The following is a 17,421-nucleotide window of genomic DNA, read 5'->3' as shown; positions in this document are numbered from 1 at the left end:
GATTATTCGCGTTCTTCGGCTGATGCCTTCTTGCGGCGCGAGTTAAAGAACAGCAGTCCCGCGATGACTACTGCGGCTGCACCAACACCGACCCAGATACCGGTCGAGTTGCCACCGCCTGCGTCACTTCCACCGCCACCTACAGGTTGGGCCGCAGCAAGGCTCCAGGCACCGTTCTGCATCAGGATCGCGCCGCCCTCGGTGGGCTGGGCAACCATGTTTTGAATCTTGTCGCTGCGGTACGCCTGGAATGTTTCGGGGTAGAAGAAGACCGGGAAGATCGCAGCGTCTTCGATCTTGAGCTGCATCTGTTTGATCAGTTCGGCTCGCGCGTCCGGATCAGTCTCTGCAGCCTGCTGCTTATAGAGCTTGTCGAACTCTTCGTCACAGTAACCCGCGAGGCTCGTGGCACCTGAGCCATCGGCCGCTGGGCGCGAGTCGCAGGTGTTCATGCCGAACAGATAGTCGGGGTTGGGGCGCACCGTCCATCCGCTGATATAGATGTCGTAGTTGCCCATCACGGTGTCGTCGTTGTACTGACCCATCGAGGTGACGTTGAGTTCGGTGTTGATGCCGATTTCGTCGAACCATCCGGCGACGAGGTCGAGCGTCTGCTGTGCCGAAGCGTGCTCGTAGGAGTACAGGCGAAGTTTGATGGGGTTGCCATCTTTATCGGTGCGAGCGCCGTCGCTACCGCGTTCGTAACCGGCCTCATCGAGCAGCTGGTTGGCTTTGTCGAGATCGAACTCCAACAGCCCCGAAGTGCCTGGTTCTACGTAGTAGTTCGGGTACAGCGGGGGGATCAAGCCGGTGCCTGGCGCGCCGTAGCCCTTGAGCACCCGTTCGTTGAGGGTGTCGCGGTCGATGGCATGGACGAGCGCCTGACGGAATTTGACGTCCTGAAGCGCTTTGTGGCCGTCTCCCATCGGGTTGCCGTTGATGTCGGTAGCACCGGGGTTGATTTGAACGCCGCGGAAGCCGCGTCCGGAAGCTGCGACAACTTCGATCTTGTCGTTGTTTTGCAGTGCCTCATACTGGGCGGTCGTGAGGCCGCTCATCATATCGATCTCGCCAGCATTCAAGGCCTGCACTGCGGCGTCGGTGTTCTTATAGGGAACGAAATTGATTCCACCAAATGCGGGTGCGCCGCCACGATAGTGCGGGTTGGCGGTCATCTGAATGCCGCTTGAAACCGAGTAGCTGGTGACCTGGAAAGGACCAGAACCAACCACATCCTTGTCATTGGCGTAGCCGGCTGGGTCGTCAATTGCTGACCAGACATGTTCGGGAACGATTGGAATATCAGTGCCTGGGTTTGCCGACTGTGGTTCGGAGAGCTGAATTTCAACCGTATATTCATCGACGGCCTCAACGGTCTTTACTGTGCTCGCATAAGCACCGAAAGCTGAGTTCAGCGACTCATTTTCGAGAATTGCGTTAAAGGTCCATTCGACATCCTCGGAGGTGATCGTTTCGCCGTCTGACCATTTCGCACCTTCTTCGAGCTTGTAGGTCCAGGTGGTGCCATCATCGTTCGATTCCCATTCCTGGGCAATGGCGGGATGCTCGGCGTTGTCCTCAGGGCCCCAGGCCACGAGCGGTTCATATTGGATGCGGTGGATGTTCATCGCATCGGCGAGCACACCAATGAAGGGGTTGACCGAGTCAATATCAGTAGTGAGCGCAATATTGATCACCTGATCAGCGGCGGTGTCTGAACCGGTGTCGGCGGCAGCAGCGGTGGCGCTGACACCAAACCCTCCAATTGCTAGGGCGCTGCCGGCGACCCCGGCGATGATGCGTCTTGTCTGACGCCTAATCGGGTTTGACTGTGAACTGTGTGTTTCCATGAGACGCCTTCGTTTCACTTGACGTGGGGCCACATTGCCCGCACGAGGATCGAGATAGGGGAATGAATATTGAGGTCCATTGCTTGAATGTTGCTCGAGGCTATCGCGCGGTTTCGGCGGCTCTCAACGCACCGCCCGAGCATCAGAATCGATGTCCGCGAACTTCGCGGGCAAAGTTTTTGATGCCCGGGGCGAGTTACGTCAGGTACTGGCCAATAGCGTCATCCCGTGGCTACTCTCGTCGAGAGCCAGAGGCTCAACCGCATGTGCTGCTAAGCGAACCATTCAAAGGAGAAGGGCGCTCTGTAAAGCGGCGGTAGTAAGTGGGCGCGAGATCATCCGCTTCGGAGGCGCCCACACGATGACTTTGGAGGACAAAATGGTGAACAAACAACCGTTGGGTGCACGGGCTTCACGTCGAATTGCTTCTACCCTGTGCGTCGGAGCGCTACTAGTGGCTCCCGGCATTGCTTCTACAGCAGTGGCCGCTGAAATGGAACAACCACCGGTGAGTTTCACCGGAAGCGGCCCCTCGCAGCCTGAATCAACCCTTGAAGAGGGCACCTTCAATGAATACATCGGCGAAAACGGCCGAATGCTGCAATATCACTACTTCGAGAACGGTGATAACGGGACGGTCTTTTACTTTGACGGAGACCAGACAACGAATTTTCACTACCCACACGTTGATTCATCTGTCGTGCACGAGCCAGGGGTTGGTAACGGTCATGTACAGCGCATCAATGAGGAAGCCGCTGCCCGAGGTATGGACCTCATCTTCCTCGAGCATCCACACGGTGAGGACGTTCCCCTCGGCGGACCTAAACGCGTGACCGGCACCAGCTGGTGGGATTACATGGACGACTCACCGGGTGGCGAAGTCGACGAGTACGCTGAAGTCGTTCGCGAGATTATCTCCGCTTCGGGAGCACAGAACGTGCAACTGGTTGGTTACTCTGGCGGAGCAGAGTTTATGGCTCGGCACTTGCTTGTCAACGGTAACGATTGGCTCCCGCTCAACACTGCGGCCACTTTTATCGGAGGCGGTGGGTCAATTACCGGCCCGTACGAGCCTGCGAAACCTGCTGCAGGTAGAGAAAACATGTCGTATGTGTATGTCGTCGGCCTGCTCGACGGTACCGACCCCAATAAATGGTCGGCACTCGAGGCAAGCCGTAAAGCGGTGGCACAGTGGCAGTCACTTGGTTATTCCGGTGCTGAAATCATTGAACTGCCCGATACCACCCACTACAACTACAACTACCGTGGCATTGTCGCCGAACGGCTCGACCTGCTGCTCGCCAACGCATCCGATGGTTCGCAGCAGATCAACACCGAAACTACCGGGCGCTACGAGCTCACCATTGACGCCACTGGATTCGTACCTGGCGAGCAGGTGAAGGTGACTGCGACACGTGCCGGGCGAGTGTTCGAGTTCACGCCCGAATCCGGTGCCGCAGTGGGATACGACGGGTCGTTCAAGGGCACGATCAAAATTGAGGATCCGCGCTCACGGCTCATTTCCCCCGGCCGGTACCGGGTGAGTGTTTCTGTAGGGGACATCAGTACTGACCCGGTGAATGTCATCGTCAAGCGGAAGCCCTAACCATCCTGGCCGCTATTTAGACCGGAGCAATGATGCACACTCCCGACCCGTACCTCGTCGGACACGGCGACACGCGTTATCGAGTAACGCATTACGATCTCGAGCTGCACTATCAGGTTGCCGCAAACCGACTGGATGAACGCGCGCTGCTGTACATCACTATCAGTGAGCCCACCAGCCAAATTGCTCTCGATCTACATGGTTTGCATATCGGCACACTGCTGGTTGATAGCAGGCCCGCGAGGTATGTCGCAAAACCAAGCGGCGCATCCGTTGAGATTGGCCCACGTGCGGCCGGTGACTCCCTCATGCTCGAGCTACAGGTCTCGGGCAATCCTCGGCCCGTTCCTGGGATACACGGCGAAGCGGGGTGGGAAGAGCTCACCGACGGTGCGATGGTGGGCGCGCAGCCACAGGGAGCACCGAGCTGGTTCCCGTGCAATAACGATGCGGCAAACAAGGCGACTTATCGCATTCAGGTGACTACCGCATCGGAATACCATGTGGTCGCCAACGGCTCTCTTGTAGAGCGCGCCGATGTGGGCGACAACACTCGCTGGATCTACGAGATGGATCGTCCGATGTCCCCATATTTGGCGACCGTGCAAATTGGGCGATACCGAGAAGAGGGTCGATCAGCTTCTGTTCCGGTGTCAATAGTGTGCCCTGTCGGCGCCGAGGTCGGAGTCGGTACGGCTTTCGAACATCAAGCTGAGATGGTCGATTTTTTCAGTGAGCTGTATGGCCCGTATCCCTTTGCCGAATACCGCGCGGTTATTCTTGGCGACGAGATGGAGATTCCGCTCGAGGCGCAGGGGTTGAGCTCGTTTGGTTGCAACTTCATCCCTGCTACCTGGCGCAATGAACGGCTCGTGGCACACGAACTAGCGCACCAGTGGTTTGGTAACTGCGTCACGGGGCGCCAGCTGTGCGATATCTGGCTGCACGAGGGTTTTGCCTGCTATTCAGAGTGGCTGTGGTCGGAGCACAAACGCAACTGGTGTGAAAGCCCCACCGCACAGGAACGAGCGGCAGAACGGTACGCCTCACTCGATCCGATGCCGGAGGGGTCGACGCTCGCCCGTCCTGGCATGGCACACATGTTTGACGACTGGGTGTACAAGCGTGGCGCACTCACGCTGCACGCGCTGCGTGTATTGGTTGGCGACACCATGTTTTTTGCACTGCTGCGAGACTGGGTTCAAGAAAACGCGTATGGGCTAGTCACCAGCGAACAGTTCATCGAACACTGCTGCCGCTTTGCAGGTGGTCGTGGGAGTGAAATTAGCGAACTCTTTGAGGCCTGGCTGTTCGCTGCTGAGCTGCCACCCCTGCCGGTGTTGCAGTAGCCAGGGCGTGCACTGGGTAACTGTGCGTGTGCTGTGCTGCCTGGCTGTCTGGGCGTGTGCCTGGCTCGGTTACCGTCGGGCCTGCGGATTTTTGTTTCCTGGCGTCGGATTTTTGTTTCCTGGTCTCGGATTTTTGTTTCCTGAAATCAGAATTTTGGCTGCAAAACAGGGGTTTTAGGGCCGGATTGAGCCGAAACAGCCGGTTTTGCAGCCAGGAAACAAATCTCAGTTTTGGGATGCAGCCAGGAAACAAAATTCCGCAGCGGGATGCAGTCAGGAAACAAAATTCCGCGGGGGCGGTGCGGCTACGCGGCTTGAGCGATCTGCTGCAGTGCGCGGGGCAGAGGCGGCTATGCGGCGGGTGCGTGCGAGTAGCGCGCGGGCAAGCTACCCGCGGGGGATAACGAAGTCGACGAGCTCGGCGCGGCCAACTTCGAGGTCGGCCCAGCTGCCGGTGAATCGCAGCACTGAGATCGCGCTGGTGGGATATTTTTCGGCCAGCTGTGCGATGCCGCGGTGATCACTGCCTTCGGCAAGCCCTTGCACGAGCAGCGCCACACCGGGGTAGTGACCCACCACGAGCGCGCATCCGACACTGTCATCAAGCTGCTGCACCAGATGCAGAATCTCGCCGGGATGCGATTCGTAAATTTCGTCGTGATACGTCACCTCGGATGCGCGCGCCCCGCCGCGTTCGGCGCCCTCCCAGGTTTGACGCGTGCGGAGTGCGCTCGAGCACAGCACGCGATCGATGGGTTGGCCGAGCTCGGAGAGCACTTTTCCCGCGGCCGGAGCGTCGCGGAGTCCGCGGTCGTTCAACGGGCGGGCGTGGTCGGCCGCGCCGGTGTGCCACGCCGATTTCGCGTGCCGCATCACTACGAGCGTGTGCTGGTTATTGCTGCGCGCATCCCGATTGTCCATACTTCGAGGCTAGGCCGTGGCTGCTGACAAAGTGCGGGGCGGGCGCTGGGCTGCTTGGCTGGTCGCTGAGCTGGCTGCCTGTCAGGTTGTTGCTTGGTTGTTGCTCGGTTACCGTCGGGCCTGCGGATTTTTGTTTCCTGGCGTCGGATTTTTGTTTCCTGAAATCAGAATTTTGGCTGCAAAACAGGGGATTTAGGGCCGGATTGAGCCGAAACAGCCGGTTTTGCAGCCAGGAAACAAATTTCTGCATCCGGATGCAGTCAGGAAACAATTTTCAGTTTTGGGATGCAGTCAGGAAACAAAAATCTGCAGGGCTGGGCAGGGTGCAGGGGTGGGAGGGAGAGAAAAGAGGTGGGACAGGATGCTGCATCCTGTCCCACCCGGAGTTAATTAGGCCAGTGCACTGGCGCCGCGGCTAGCGCCAGTCGTCGCGGCCGCGGCGTTTGCCGTTCCAGCTGCCTCCGCGCCGATCGTTACGGCCACCGCGGTCATCGCGGAAACCGCCCTTGTCATTGCGGCGTCCACGGTCACCACCGAAGTCGCGGCGCTGTCCGCCGCCTCGGGCATCAGCTCCGCCACGGTGGTCGCCGCGACCCTTGCCATCGCGGTAAGCTCCGCGGTGCCCACGGCCGTCACGGTCGCCGCCAAAATCCCGGCTACCACGGCGATCGTCGCGGAATCCACCACGGTCACCACCGAAATCGCGACCACCACGACCGCCACCAAAACCACGATCATCGCGGCCACCACGTCGATCATCACGGAAACCGCCGCGATCACCGCGCTCGCCACCAAAGCCACGATCGCGACCACCCCGGTCACCATCCCGGCGTGGCCCGTCATCGAGCTTCAGCTCGAGCGGCCGGTGCGCCACCTCGGTGTCTTGCAGCCGCGCAATCACCTCAGGATCGAGGTCTTCCGGCAGCTCAACCAGCGAGAAATACTGCATGATGCGAATGTGGCCGATGTCATCGCGGCTGATTCCGCCCTCGTTGGCAATCGCACCCACGATCCATCCCGGCTGCACTCGGTCGCGCCGACCCACCTCGATGCGGTACTGCACGAGCCCCTCGCGCTTGGGGTCGCGGTCGTTATCGCGCTCGCGCCGGGGTTTGTTGAAGTTGTCGAGGTCGTCTTTTTCGGGGTCGAGCAGCAGGGGAGTGTCGCCCTGCGCAACCACGGCCAGCGCCGCCGCCACATCCTCGTTCGGAACATCGTGGTGTCGCACATAGTGGTCGATGATGTCGCGGAATGCTTCGATCCGCTCGGTTTGTTCGAGTGCCGCGGTAATCGCGTCGTCGAACCTGCTGAGCCGCGACTCGTTGATGTCGGCGGCCGTGGGCAGCTGCAGCTGTTCCATCGGCTGCCGGGTGTTGCGCTCAATGATGCTCAGCAGGCGCCGTTCGCGCGGGGTGACAAAACTGATCGCGGTGCCCTTGCGACCCGCGCGACCGGTGCGCCCGATGCGGTGCACATACGATTCGGGATCGGTGGGGATGTCGAAATTCACGACGTGACTGAGGCGATCAACGTCGAGGCCGCGCGCTGCCACATCGGTTGCCACCAGCACATCCACTTTGCCGCCCTTGAGGTCGTCGATGATGCGTTCGCGAGCAGCCTGCGCGAGGTCACCGTTGATGGCGGCGGCAGCCAGCCCGCGGGCGCGCAGCCGTTCGGCGAGCTGTTCGGTTTCGCTCTTGGTGCGCACGAACACGATCATCCCGTCGAATTCTTCGACTTCGAGGATGCGCGTGAGGGCATCCACTTTTCGCTGGTGGGCGATGACGAGGTAGCGCTGGGTGACGTTCGACGAGGTTTGGGTTTGCGACTTGACGGTGATTTCGGCGGCGTCGGTGAGATATTGCTCGGCGATGCGGCGAATCTGTTTCGGCATGGTTGCCGAGAACAGTGCCACCTGTTTTGAGTCGGGGGTGTCGGCGAGGATCGTTTCGACGTCTTCGGCGAACCCCATTTTGAGCATTTCGTCGGCTTCGTCGAGCACGAGATATTTGAGCTCGGTGAGGTCGAGAGTGCCGCGGCGCAGGTGGTCGATAACTCGGCCGGGCGTGCCCACCACGATGTCAACGCCGCGGCGCAGCGCCGACAGCTGCACGCCGTATGACTGGCCGCCATAAACGGGCAGTAGGCGCAGCTCGGGCATTTCGGCGGCAAAACTTTCGAATGCTTCGGCCACCTGGATTGCGAGTTCACGGGTGGGTGAGAGTACGAGCGCCTGCGGCTTGTACGCGCCGGGCTGGATGCGGCTGAGAATCGGCAGCGCGAACGCTGCGGTTTTGCCGGTGCCGGTTTGGGCGAGCCCCACCACATCGCGCCCTTCCAGCAGGGTCGGGATTGTGGCGGCCTGGATGGGGCTGGGGTGTTCGAAGCCGATGCTGGAGATTGCGTTGAGAACGGGTTCGCTGAGGCCGAGTTCGCGGAACGTGACTTCGTGTTCGCGGCTTGCTGATTCGGCGCTCGCAGCCTCGGTGCTCTCGGCCCGGGCGCTCATCGACTCGCGGCTCGCGGCCTCGTGGCCCGCTGCTTCGTTGTTCGTGGATTCGGTTGGTTGCGTCATCGCGGAGGCGACCTTTCTGCGCTGTGTCCGTGGGCACAGCTATTGCGGCAACGGTTGTTGCGCTGGTGATCATCGGGATGCGAAAGGGACGATCACCGGCACGGTCAAGCACATTCGTCGCGGACGCATCCGGCCCTTGTGGGGCCCGGTATTGAGTTTTGGCGGCAAAAATTCGCCGCGCGGCCGGTGCCACACTGGGCGCTTGGCCGTGCTCGGTTCCGGTTCTGATTACCGGGCGCGAGCTGAGCTAGTGCCACCGGTCCGGTGGCAGCGGATCTGATGCGAGGGGCGCGGGCGATTTTGATGGTTCGCCGGGCCGCATCAACCTTGCAAGCCTAGCGCAGAGGTTATGAGAGCGAAAGTGTGGCGCGGTCTTCTTGGATGGAATTTCCACCGTCGACGACGATGACCTGTCCGGTGATATACGAGGCGGCGGGGGAGGCGAGGAAGGAGATTGCGGCGCCGACTTCGGCGGGTGTTCCCGAGCGGCGCATTGGCACCTGTTTTCCGAGCTCAATTTCTTCGGCGGTGGCTGAGCCGGTGTGAATCCAGCCGGGTGCGACGGCGTTGGCGGTGAGACCCTCGGCGGCGTGGTCGGCGGCGAGTGCGCGAGTGAAGCCAACGAGCCCTGATTTTGCGGCGTGGTAGCCCACATCACCACGGAAAGCGAGCACGGGCCCCGATACTGACGCGACGTTGACGATGCGTGGGTGGGGTGAGTTCAGCAGGTGGGGGAGAGCGGCGCGGGTGACAAGGAACGCGGTGGTGAGATTGCGGGTGAGTGAGTGTTCCCAGCCGGTGCGGTCGAGATCGATTGCTGTGGCGGCTTCGCGATCGCTGAGCGGGTCGTGCTGCGAGGTCATGCCGGCATTGTTGACGAGCGCGTCGATGCGCCCGAACTTTGCCACGGTTTGCGAGATGAGGTCGGTGGCGGCGGTTTCGCTGGTGAGGTCGCCGATGAAGCTGGCGGATGCATCGGGATGAATTTGGGCGAGTTCGGCGGCCCGCTCACGGATGCGGTCGGTGGTCGCGGCGATCATGACGCGGAAGCCGGAGTCGACCAGCTGCCGGGCTGCGGCGAACCCGATGCCGTCGGCGGCTCCGGCTCCGGTGACGATGGCTACGGGCGATTCGTTGCTGCTCATGTGGTGAGTTTATGTCTTGGGCGGTCAGAGGGCGCGCGTCGTGCGGGGCCCGCCCGCGGGGCTGCCGCGGTGCGGGCGTGTCGAGTTGGCGCGCGGCGCCGCAAAATGCGCTAAGCTGTCGGAGTTGCCCGATGTTATTCGGCTAACGGTCGGATGCATTTCGGCCAACGGGATGTGGCGCAGCTTGGTAGCGCACTTGACTGGGGGTCAAGGGGTCGCAGGTTCAAATCCTGTCATCCCGACAGAAACACCCCGGTGGGTTTGACTCACCGGGGTGTTGTTGTTTCTGCGGAGTTGCGCGGCACGGGCTGAACCGCGCGGCACGGGCTGAACCGCGCGGCACGGCTCAGCGCAGTAGCGCGGCTCTAACGCAGCTGCACCGAACTAGCTGCGCGGCACCGGCGGGCCGAGCCACAGCAGCGTCACAAACAGCGCCGCCACCAACGCGACCAGCAGCAGCACCGCGAGCCACACATTGCGCAGCACCCACGCCTGCAAGTGCTCGATGAAGCCGCGCGGTGCATCCCCGCCCGGTGCCAAACGCCAGCCGCCTTCGAGCAATCCCCTGCGGTCGACGTACATTTCAAACGGCACGGTGGCAAATGGCACGATCGCCAGCAGCACGCCGGTGATGCCGAGACGTGCGGGCCATTTTTGGTTCACCCACACGAACACGGTCGAGGTGGCGTAGCTAAGAAAAATGAATCCGTGGATGCCGCCGGCAATTGGCACGATATTTGTCACGTCGAGCGCCCGCAGAATGAGTGCGGTGATCAGTCCCGCCCAGGTGAATACTTCGGCGATTGCGAAACTGCGAAACAGGATGCGCGGGCTGATTGGTTTGCTTTGTGCGGCTGTGGTCATAGTTTGGGTGTCTTTCTGATTGCTGGATGACCTAGTTGGTGGATGACTTAGTTGCTGGATGGCGACGCGGCGCGCGATGCCCGACGCAGTTTTATGGCGCCGATGAATCCGAGGGCGAGAAATATGGTGGCGATAAAAATTGCCGAGCGGGTTGCATCCGCAAAACCGTTGGTGAGTGCCTGCACGGCGGCGTCGGTGTGATCGCCGAGGCTGCTGTGCGTGCCCTGCGCCCGCAATTGCAGCAGTGTCGTGCCGGCCGATTCGCGTGTTGCGTCGGCGAGTGAGTCGGCGGCGGGCCCGGTGAATCTGGCGTCGCTGAGTGCTGATGGCAGCGTGAACGCCAGGGAAATCGACAGTGCGGCGCCGGCGAAGGCGGTTCCGAGCGCCGAGCCCACTTGGCGGACGGTGCTTTGCGTGGCTGATCCCTGGCCCGAAACTGCGACCGGAATGTCTTGCAGTACGGTGCCGGTGAGCTGTGCCGATGCGAGCCCGAGCCCGAGGCCATACACCACGAGCGGCAGAGCAATACACCAGCCGGAAGTGCTCGGGCCCACCGTCAGCGCGAGTGTGAGCGCGCCGGCAACTTCGAGCCCGAGCCCGATGAGCACGGTGCCGGGCGATCCGAACCGGGCTGCGAGGTGGCGGGCGGATGCCCCGGCGAGAAACGCCCCGAATGCCATCGCTGCGAGCACCAGGCCGGCGGTCATAACGCTGAGGCCGAGGGCATTAATCAGATACAGCGGCAGCACGAATACGATCGCAAATTCGCCGATGGCGACCATTGCGGCGGTGAGGTTGCCCCATGAGAACGTCGAATAGGTGAATAGCCCCAGATCAAGCAGTGCTTCACGCTGCACTTTTTCACGGTGCCGTTCCCACACCACAAACAGGATGAGCGCAATTGCGGCGACGGCGAACGCTACGGGAACGATCGAGATGGATGCATCCGCCGGCCACACCCAGCCGAACAGGTTGAGTTCGGTTTTTGGTTGCCACCAGCCGAGCTCCGGGCCTTCGATGATTGCGAATACGAGGGCGCCGAACCCGATGGCGCTGAGCAGTGCGCCGTCGACGTCGACGCCGGGGCGGGTTTTTTGGCCGCGGGTTTCGGGCACGCTGAACAGTGCCGCGATGAACACCAGCGCACCGATGGGAAGGTTCACGAGGAAGATCCAGTGCCAGGTGGTCCACTGGGTGAGCGCTCCGCCTGCCAGCGGGCCCACCGCTGCCGCGCCAGAGATGACGGCGCCCCACACTCCGAATGCTGCGGCCCGGTATTTGCCGCGGAATACGGCGTTCACAGTCGACAGTGTTGCTGGCATGATGCCGGCTGCGCCGACGGCTTGGATGGCGCGGGCCGCGATGAGTGTGCCGGCGGTGGTGGAGGCAGCGGCCAATGCGCTGCCGGCGACGAACACCACCAGGCCAGCAAGGAAGACGCGTTTGCGGCCGAGGCGGTCGGCGAGGTTGCCGGTTGAGAGCAGCAGTGCCGCCAGCAGCACGGCGTAGAGGCTGTTCACCCACTGGGCGTCGGTGAGGGTGAGGTTCAGGTCGCCGATGATGGCGGGGAGGGCGACCCCGACGATGGTGCCGTCGAGCACAATGAGGCCGAGCCCCACCGCGAGGACGGTGAGGCCGAGCCAGTCCCTGCTCGTGGGGGCAGGGACTTGTGCGGTGTGGGTGGTGGTCATGATTGTGTCGATTCGGTGGTTGTGAGCTCGGGGGTTTGGGCGTTGATTGCGCGGCCGAGCGCGATGAAAAAGATGATGAGGGCTGCCGAGATGGCGATGTGGCCGAGCCCGGCGATGCCGGCAATCATGGCGTTGGATTGCTGGCCCAAAACGGTGAGGCTGCCGTGCCAGATGAGCATTGCCGAGGTGATCACAACGCCGACGTTGTAGAGCCAGAAAAACCAGCCAAAAAGCTTCGGGCTGCGGGAGACGGTGAAGACTTTTTCGACCACCAGCACCACCAGCAGTACGAGGAAGCCGAGCGTCAGCAGGTGGGTGTGGGCGAGGCTGAGCTGGGTGAACTGGCCTTCGGGGAAGTTATTGATTTTGGTGAACTCACGGTAGAACACACCCGCTGCGAGCCCGGCAATCAGATAGATGAATGCGGCGTTGAAAATTTTTTTCACGGTGGGTCCTTTCAAACGGGTTCGTGCCGAGACAAAGCTCGGGCGCTGTGGCCGGATGCGGCCGGCTGCACCGGGTGATCGTGTTGTTAACTTCATCACCTACAGCGCTGCGGGGCATCGCGAACTGAGTTGAACTCGATCTCAACCGTTTGATTGATGCGCGCGCGGGCAGCGGGGCCGTGGAAAAGCCGGCGTGAATTGCGGGGAAGATTTTGACCCCAGGATGCGTTGAGCGTAATCCTGGGGCCGAAATCTTCCGAAAAACTCATCACGGCACGGCAGACAGGGTCGGTTCACCGTGGGCATGAGTGCCTTGAGTGCCTTGAGTGCACTGAGTGAGGGTGTCTGCGTATGCGGTTAGTTGTCGCCGAGCAGCTTGTTTTTTGCCCGCTGGAACTCTTCGGGTGAAATGGTGCGCGTGTAGAGCAGGGCTTGCAGGTTTTGTAGTGCCCTGGCGGTTTCGGGGTTGGAGATCGCTTGAATTTGTGCGGCGGTGATCGTCGCTGCTGCCGTTTGATCGGTGTTGCTGGCGCTGTTGAAGGCGGGAACTGCCTCGAAATGAGAGTGCGCAGGCGGGGTGCCGTAAGCATCACTGGCGAGCCGTTCGCGGCGGATGCGTTCGAGCACAGCCTTGGTGGTGGAGCCCTGGCCTCGCAGCAGATAGATGCCCCAGGCAACGAGAACGGCTGAGAGCACCAGGGCGGCAACGAAGCTGGCGGCCGGGTCGGTTGTCTCGGGTGAGGGGTTCGTTAGCTGGCTGGGAGACGAAAAGAAGCAGAGCGCGCCGATGATGCACGCGGTGATGCCGCCGCCGCGGTGGTGTGCGGCTGCCGCGAACCGTTTACGGGACAGTGGTGATTCATCGGTGCGGTGGGGTTGCCGCTGGCGGTCATTTGTGTGCGAGGGCCCTGCTGTCGTTCAGGGAGATGGCCACCAGGTTAGTAGCCGGGCCATACCAGGCCAGCTGCTTTTTCGTGGGAACTTTGTAGCCATTTCACAAATATGTGGTGGGAGAACCGGAAAAATTGGCGGCTGGCATAGCTTTGCGGGGCACGCATCTAACACCTAAGATCTATTCTGAGAGTATTCTCTGAGTCTGGCCATGATCAGCCGGAAGTTTGGTTCGTCTCTGCGTTGCTGCTTCTCGGGTTCGGTCGTGCTGTTTGCGGATTCACTGGCACGCTCTCGCCCCTCCTTGAAAAAGCAACGAGAGAACCTCTATCTCATGGCTAAAAAAGAATCGCCTGGGCTGCTGCAGTGCCGGCCGGTGCGCGTGGGATCGGCCGCGCTGGCGCTAGCGCTGGCTACGACGCTGACGCCAAGCTTCCTGCCGAGTGGTGTGGACCAGGCTGCCGCTGCTCAGATGGCCCAGACCGCTGTCGATCAGCTGGCTAAGGCTCCGGCAAACGCCACTGATCAGAACACGATCATCGACGCTGACATGATCGCCAGCGGCCGTGTCACCAAGGCTGCCAACCTTACCGACGCACACGGTGTCGGCAAGGGTCTCATCTCGGGTCACGTGTATCTGGCGACCCCGAACGGCAACCCGGGCGCTTCGTATGACAACGGCAACGTCAAGATGGACGGTGTCACGGTCTACGCACAGTTCCGTGACAAGGACGGCTCCTACTCGCCGATCTTCAGCGCGAAGACGCACACCCTCCCGGATGTCGTTGGCGGTAACGGCGGTAAGGGTACCTTCGCGTTCGGTACAGGCAAAAAGGGCATTACCTGGACCGACAAGCTCGGTCGCGAGCACACCTGGGCGGCACGCACCGACCAGAAGCACCGCATCTGGGTTGAGCCGTACACTAACAAGCGCGGCAACCGTGTTGAGATGTTCCGCCAGGCCAACGGCTGGACTCCGGGCTCCTTCAACGGTGTCGTTGATGGTCCGATGGGCTCCTTCGTTGCAGCTGACGGCAACATGCAGCTGATGGCTGCATTCATGCGCGAGGTTCCGCCGAACCACGAAACCAGCTGGATGGCTGCCAAGGGCGACAAGCTCGTTGAGGATCCAAAGGGTCCTATCAATAATGCATCTGTCCAGCTTCGTGAATCAAATGTCCTTTCTGGCCAGGTATGGCTCGAAACCGGTGGCAGCCCTGACTGGGGCTTCCCCGCAACTGGTCCGAAGCGCGACTCCGTCACTCAGGACCCGGCTGCCGATGGCTACACCGTATACGCCTCGACCCTCACCAAGGACGGTGCTGCGGCGAACGCGAAGCTGCACGAGCAGTTCAAGAACGATCCCGACAAGTTGTCCGAAGAGACCAAGAAGATGCTCGAGGCTCACCCCGAGTACATCCTCAAGACGGTCTACGGCAAGACTGACCCGTCCGGTAACTATTCGCTGCGTTTCGGTGACTACACGGACAAGAACCAGACCCGTGAGGACTTCCTCAACCCGAACCACGTGTTCGTTTGGGTTGAGAACAAGGATGGTGTCGTCCAGAACGGCTACACCGGCTTCCACACCCCGATCTTCCAGCGCTTCGACGCTGGTGGTAACTTCAAGCCAGCGGACGCCGTTCCGGCTGAAAACCAGGCCGTCACCTCGAGGGTGGAAGACCTGAACACCCCGCGCTACGGCAAGCCGGTGAACTCGATCTACAACGTCCGTCACGCACTGATGCCGTATGCTCCGGTGTCGATCAAGGCTGACTACAACGCGACCGACAAGCCGGCAGCTCCGGGCACCAAGGTGACCCCGGAGTTCAGCGGCGAACTGTCGAGCCTGCCCTCGAAGATCGAATGGCGTGACAAGAACCGCAAGGTCGTCAAGACCTGCGATCTCGATCAGTCGAAGAACGCCAAGGATCAGGTCGCGGCCTGCACCTTCGACATCCCCGCGGATGCCCAGAAGGGTGACGTCTACAACGTTGTTGTCGTATCGGGTAATAACGATGTCGCAGCATGGTCTGTCCTGGTAACTAAGGAAGCTGACGAGCTGGAGCCAGCGTATGAAGACGGCCAGGGCGCTCCTGGCACTAAGGCCCCGGTTAAGGCTCCGACCTTCAAGGACGAGAATGGCAAGGGCAAGGTCGTTGACACGCCTAAGGGCACCAAGTTCTCGACCGACAAGGACGGCGTCGAGGTCGCTGAAGACGGTTCATTGATCGTCCCGATTCCAGCGGATGCCAAGGTCGGCGATGTGATCACGGTTCCTGTGACTGTGACCTACCCTGACGGCACGATCGACAAGGTTGAAGCCAAAGTCAACGTTGTGAAGGATGACGATGGTGACGGTGTTGCACCTGACCCCGACGGTGACAACGACGGTGTAGCAGACGACCCGAGTGCACCTGAGGCTGACTCGCAGCACGTGACCTTCGGTGTCAAGATCGACGGCAACATCGTCAAGTCGGATGGCGACAACGCCACCGCTAACGAACTCCCTGAGTCGGTGCGCGATGTTGTTGTGACGCTCACCGCGGAAGACGGAACCGAGTACAAGTCGAACGACAACGGTGAAACCTGGCGCGGAGCCAAGGACTACCCGGTTGTTCAGAACTTTGGCCTGAAGGACATCCCGAAGGGCAAGTACACGGTTTCGGTCGCCGGCCTCGACGACATCAACAAGGATGAACTGAAGCTCAAGAAGGATAGCCAGCTCCGCGACGGCGCTGAGATTCAGATCACGGGCAACACGCCTAACCTCTTCGTTGAGCTCGAAACCGTCGACAGCAAGAACTACGAGCCTGCGTACGAGGGCAAGCTGGTTGTTCCTGGTGAGGAGACTAAGTCGTCGCCGACCTTCACCGATAAGGACGGTAAGGACGCGAAGGCTCCTGAGGGGTCGAAGTTCAAGATCACTGATGGCTTCACTGCTCCTGAGGGCTACGTCGTCACGATCGACGAGAACACTGGTGAGATCACCGTTACGTTCCCTGACAAGTCGAAGCTGAACAAGGACACCGTTGAGGAGTTCGATGTTCCGGTCACGGTGACCTACCCTGACGGTAGCGAAGACAAGACGGACGCGAACTTCAAGCTGGACACCGATAACGACGGTGACCCTGATGTGACGGATCCGGATGATGACGGTGACGACATCCCGGACGGTGAAGACAGCAACCCGAAGGTTCCGAACCAGAACGATCACTTCGAGCCTGGTTACGAGGATGGTTCGGGTAAGCCGGGTGAGGACGTCAAGATTGACGCTCCGACCTTCACCGATAAGGACGGTAAGGACACCAAGGCTCCTGAGGGCACCAAGTTCACTCCTGGTGAGAACACGCCTGATGGTGTGACCATCGACGAGAACACTGGTGAGATCACGGTGACCATCCCTGAGGATGCGAAGCCTGGTGACAAGATCACTGTTCCTGTCGTGGTGACTTACCCGGACGGCACCAAGGACAACGTTGACGTCACGGTTACGGTTGAGCAGCCTGACGCTCCTGACACCAAGCAGAACGAAGAGTTCGAGCCTGCGTACGAGGGCAAGCTGGTTGTTCCTGGTGAGGAGACTAAGTCGTCGCCGACCTTCACCGATAAGGACGGTAAGGACGCGAAGGCTCCTGAGGGGTCGAAGTTCAAGATCACTGATGGCTTCACTGCTCCTGAGGGCTACGTCGTCACGATCGACGAGAACACTGGTGAGATCACCGTTACGTTCCCTGACAAGTCGAAGCTGAACAAGGACACCGTTGAGGAGTTCGATGTTCCGGTCACGGTGACCTACCCTGACGGTAGCGAAGACAAGACGGACGCGAACTTCAAGCTGGACACCGATAACGACGGTGACCCTGATGTGACGGATCCGGATGATGACGGTGACGACATCCCGGACGGTGAAGACAGCAACCCGAAGGTTCCGAACCAGAACGATCACTTCGAGCCTGGTTACGAGGATGGTTCGGGTAAGCCGGGTGAGGACGTCAAGATTGACGCTCCGACCTTCACCGATAAGGACGGTAAGGACACCAAGGCTCCTGAGGGCACCAAGTTCACTCCTGGTGAGAACAC

12 protein-coding genes and 1 tRNA gene are annotated in these 17,421 nt (G+C 60.7%); 5 read left to right on the top strand and 8 right to left on the bottom strand.

Annotated elements, in window-relative coordinates:
* Positions 1–2: 2 nt before the first annotated feature.
* A complete protein-coding gene (locus JMV54_RS09205; RefSeq protein ID WP_201518621.1) occupies positions 3–1,850 on the bottom strand; it encodes an ABC transporter substrate-binding protein in 1,848 nt (615 codons plus the stop codon).
* 454 nt (positions 1,851–2,304) lie between these two features.
* Between JMV54_RS09205 and JMV54_RS09200 the strand changes: the two genes are divergently transcribed.
* Positions 2,305–3,456 (top strand): hypothetical protein, encoded by a 1,152-nt coding sequence (locus JMV54_RS09200; RefSeq protein ID WP_201518620.1) that lies wholly within the window; start codon positions 2,305–2,307, stop codon positions 3,454–3,456.
* Positions 3,457–3,485: 29 nt separating this feature from the next.
* Complete coding sequence (locus JMV54_RS09195; protein ID WP_201518619.1) at positions 3,486–4,805, top strand: M1 family metallopeptidase; 1,320 nt, start codon at positions 3,486–3,488, stop codon at positions 4,803–4,805.
* Between the two features lie 387 nt (positions 4,806–5,192).
* Here the strand turns inward: JMV54_RS09195 and JMV54_RS09190 are convergent, their stop codons facing one another.
* Positions 5,193–5,726, bottom strand: a complete 534-nt coding sequence (locus tag JMV54_RS09190; RefSeq protein WP_201518618.1) for a SixA phosphatase family protein — start codon at positions 5,724–5,726, stop codon at positions 5,193–5,195.
* Positions 5,727–5,742: 16 nt separating this feature from the next.
* Here JMV54_RS09190 and JMV54_RS09185 point away from each other — a divergent pair, with 16 nt between their 5' ends.
* Entirely contained in the window at positions 5,743–5,922 is a 180-nt protein-coding gene (locus JMV54_RS09185; protein WP_201518617.1) for a hypothetical protein, read from the top strand.
* 219 nt (positions 5,923–6,141) lie between these two features.
* Here the strand turns inward: JMV54_RS09185 and JMV54_RS09180 are convergent, their stop codons facing one another.
* Positions 6,142–8,235, bottom strand: a complete 2,094-nt coding sequence (locus tag JMV54_RS09180; RefSeq protein WP_201518643.1) for a DEAD/DEAH box helicase — start codon at positions 8,233–8,235, stop codon at positions 6,142–6,144.
* Positions 8,236–8,648: 413 nt separating this feature from the next.
* On the bottom strand, positions 8,649–9,446 hold the full coding sequence (locus JMV54_RS09175) for an SDR family NAD(P)-dependent oxidoreductase (protein ID WP_201518616.1): 798 nt from the start codon (positions 9,444–9,446) through the stop codon (positions 8,649–8,651).
* 168 nt (positions 9,447–9,614) lie between these two features.
* On the opposite strand from JMV54_RS09175, the gene JMV54_RS09170 reads away from it, so the two are divergent.
* Positions 9,615–9,688 (top strand) — tRNA-Pro (locus JMV54_RS09170).
* A 142-nt stretch (positions 9,689–9,830) separates the two neighbouring features.
* Here the strand turns inward: JMV54_RS09170 and JMV54_RS09165 are convergent.
* The 4 genes from JMV54_RS09165 to JMV54_RS09150 form a co-directional block, all read right to left on the bottom strand.
* Positions 9,831–10,310, bottom strand: a complete 480-nt coding sequence (locus tag JMV54_RS09165) for a DUF3817 domain-containing protein (protein WP_230972895.1) — start codon at positions 10,308–10,310, stop codon at positions 9,831–9,833.
* 47 nt (positions 10,311–10,357) lie between these two features.
* The gene (locus JMV54_RS09160) at positions 10,358–12,001 is read right to left on the bottom strand and encodes a DHA2 family efflux MFS transporter permease subunit (protein WP_201518615.1); all 1,644 of its coding nucleotides are present in this window, start codon (positions 11,999–12,001) and stop codon (positions 10,358–10,360) included.
* On the bottom strand, positions 11,998–12,447 hold the full coding sequence (locus JMV54_RS09155) for a DUF2871 domain-containing protein (protein WP_201518614.1): 450 nt from the start codon (positions 12,445–12,447) through the stop codon (positions 11,998–12,000). Before JMV54_RS09155 ends, JMV54_RS09160 begins: the two co-directional genes overlap by 4 nt.
* A 357-nt stretch (positions 12,448–12,804) precedes the next feature.
* Complete coding sequence (locus JMV54_RS09150) at positions 12,805–13,143, bottom strand: hypothetical protein (protein ID WP_201518613.1); 339 nt, start codon at positions 13,141–13,143, stop codon at positions 12,805–12,807.
* Between the two features lie 529 nt (positions 13,144–13,672).
* Between JMV54_RS09150 and JMV54_RS09145 the strand changes: the two genes are divergently transcribed.
* Positions 13,673–17,421: YPDG domain-containing protein (locus JMV54_RS09145; RefSeq protein ID WP_201518612.1), on the top strand; the 3,749-nt coding region annotated here is incomplete at its 3' end.

The organism is Gulosibacter hominis (assembly GCF_904842695.1).
In the GTDB taxonomy this organism is placed as follows: Bacteria; Actinomycetota; Actinomycetes; order Actinomycetales; family Microbacteriaceae; genus Gulosibacter; species Gulosibacter hominis.
Note: the sequence above shows the minus strand (reverse complement) of the source record. Positions and strands in the feature narration are given on the sequence as shown.

What these genes read in the sequence shown, in the direction of transcription:
- JMV54_RS09205 (WP_201518621.1), bottom strand. Translation starts at nt 1,850, where the DNA reads ATGGAAACACACAGTTCACAGTCAAACCCGATTAGGCGTCAGACAAGA.
- JMV54_RS09195 (WP_201518619.1), top strand. Translation starts at nt 3,486, where the DNA reads ATGATGCACACTCCCGACCCGTACCTCGTCGGACACGGCGACACGCGT.
- JMV54_RS09190 (WP_201518618.1), bottom strand. Translation starts at nt 5,726, where the DNA reads ATGGACAATCGGGATGCGCGCAGCAATAACCAGCACACGCTCGTAGTG.
- JMV54_RS09180 (WP_201518643.1), bottom strand. Translation starts at nt 8,235, where the DNA reads ATGAGCGCCCGGGCCGAGAGCACCGAGGCTGCGAGCGCCGAATCAGCA.
- JMV54_RS09175 (WP_201518616.1), bottom strand. Translation starts at nt 9,446, where the DNA reads ATGAGCAGCAACGAATCGCCCGTAGCCATCGTCACCGGAGCCGGAGCC.
- JMV54_RS09165 (WP_230972895.1), bottom strand. Translation starts at nt 10,310, where the DNA reads ATGACCACAGCCGCACAAAGCAAACCAATCAGCCCGCGCATCCTGTTT.
- JMV54_RS09160 (WP_201518615.1), bottom strand. Translation starts at nt 12,001, where the DNA reads ATGACCACCACCCACACCGCACAAGTCCCTGCCCCCACGAGCAGGGAC.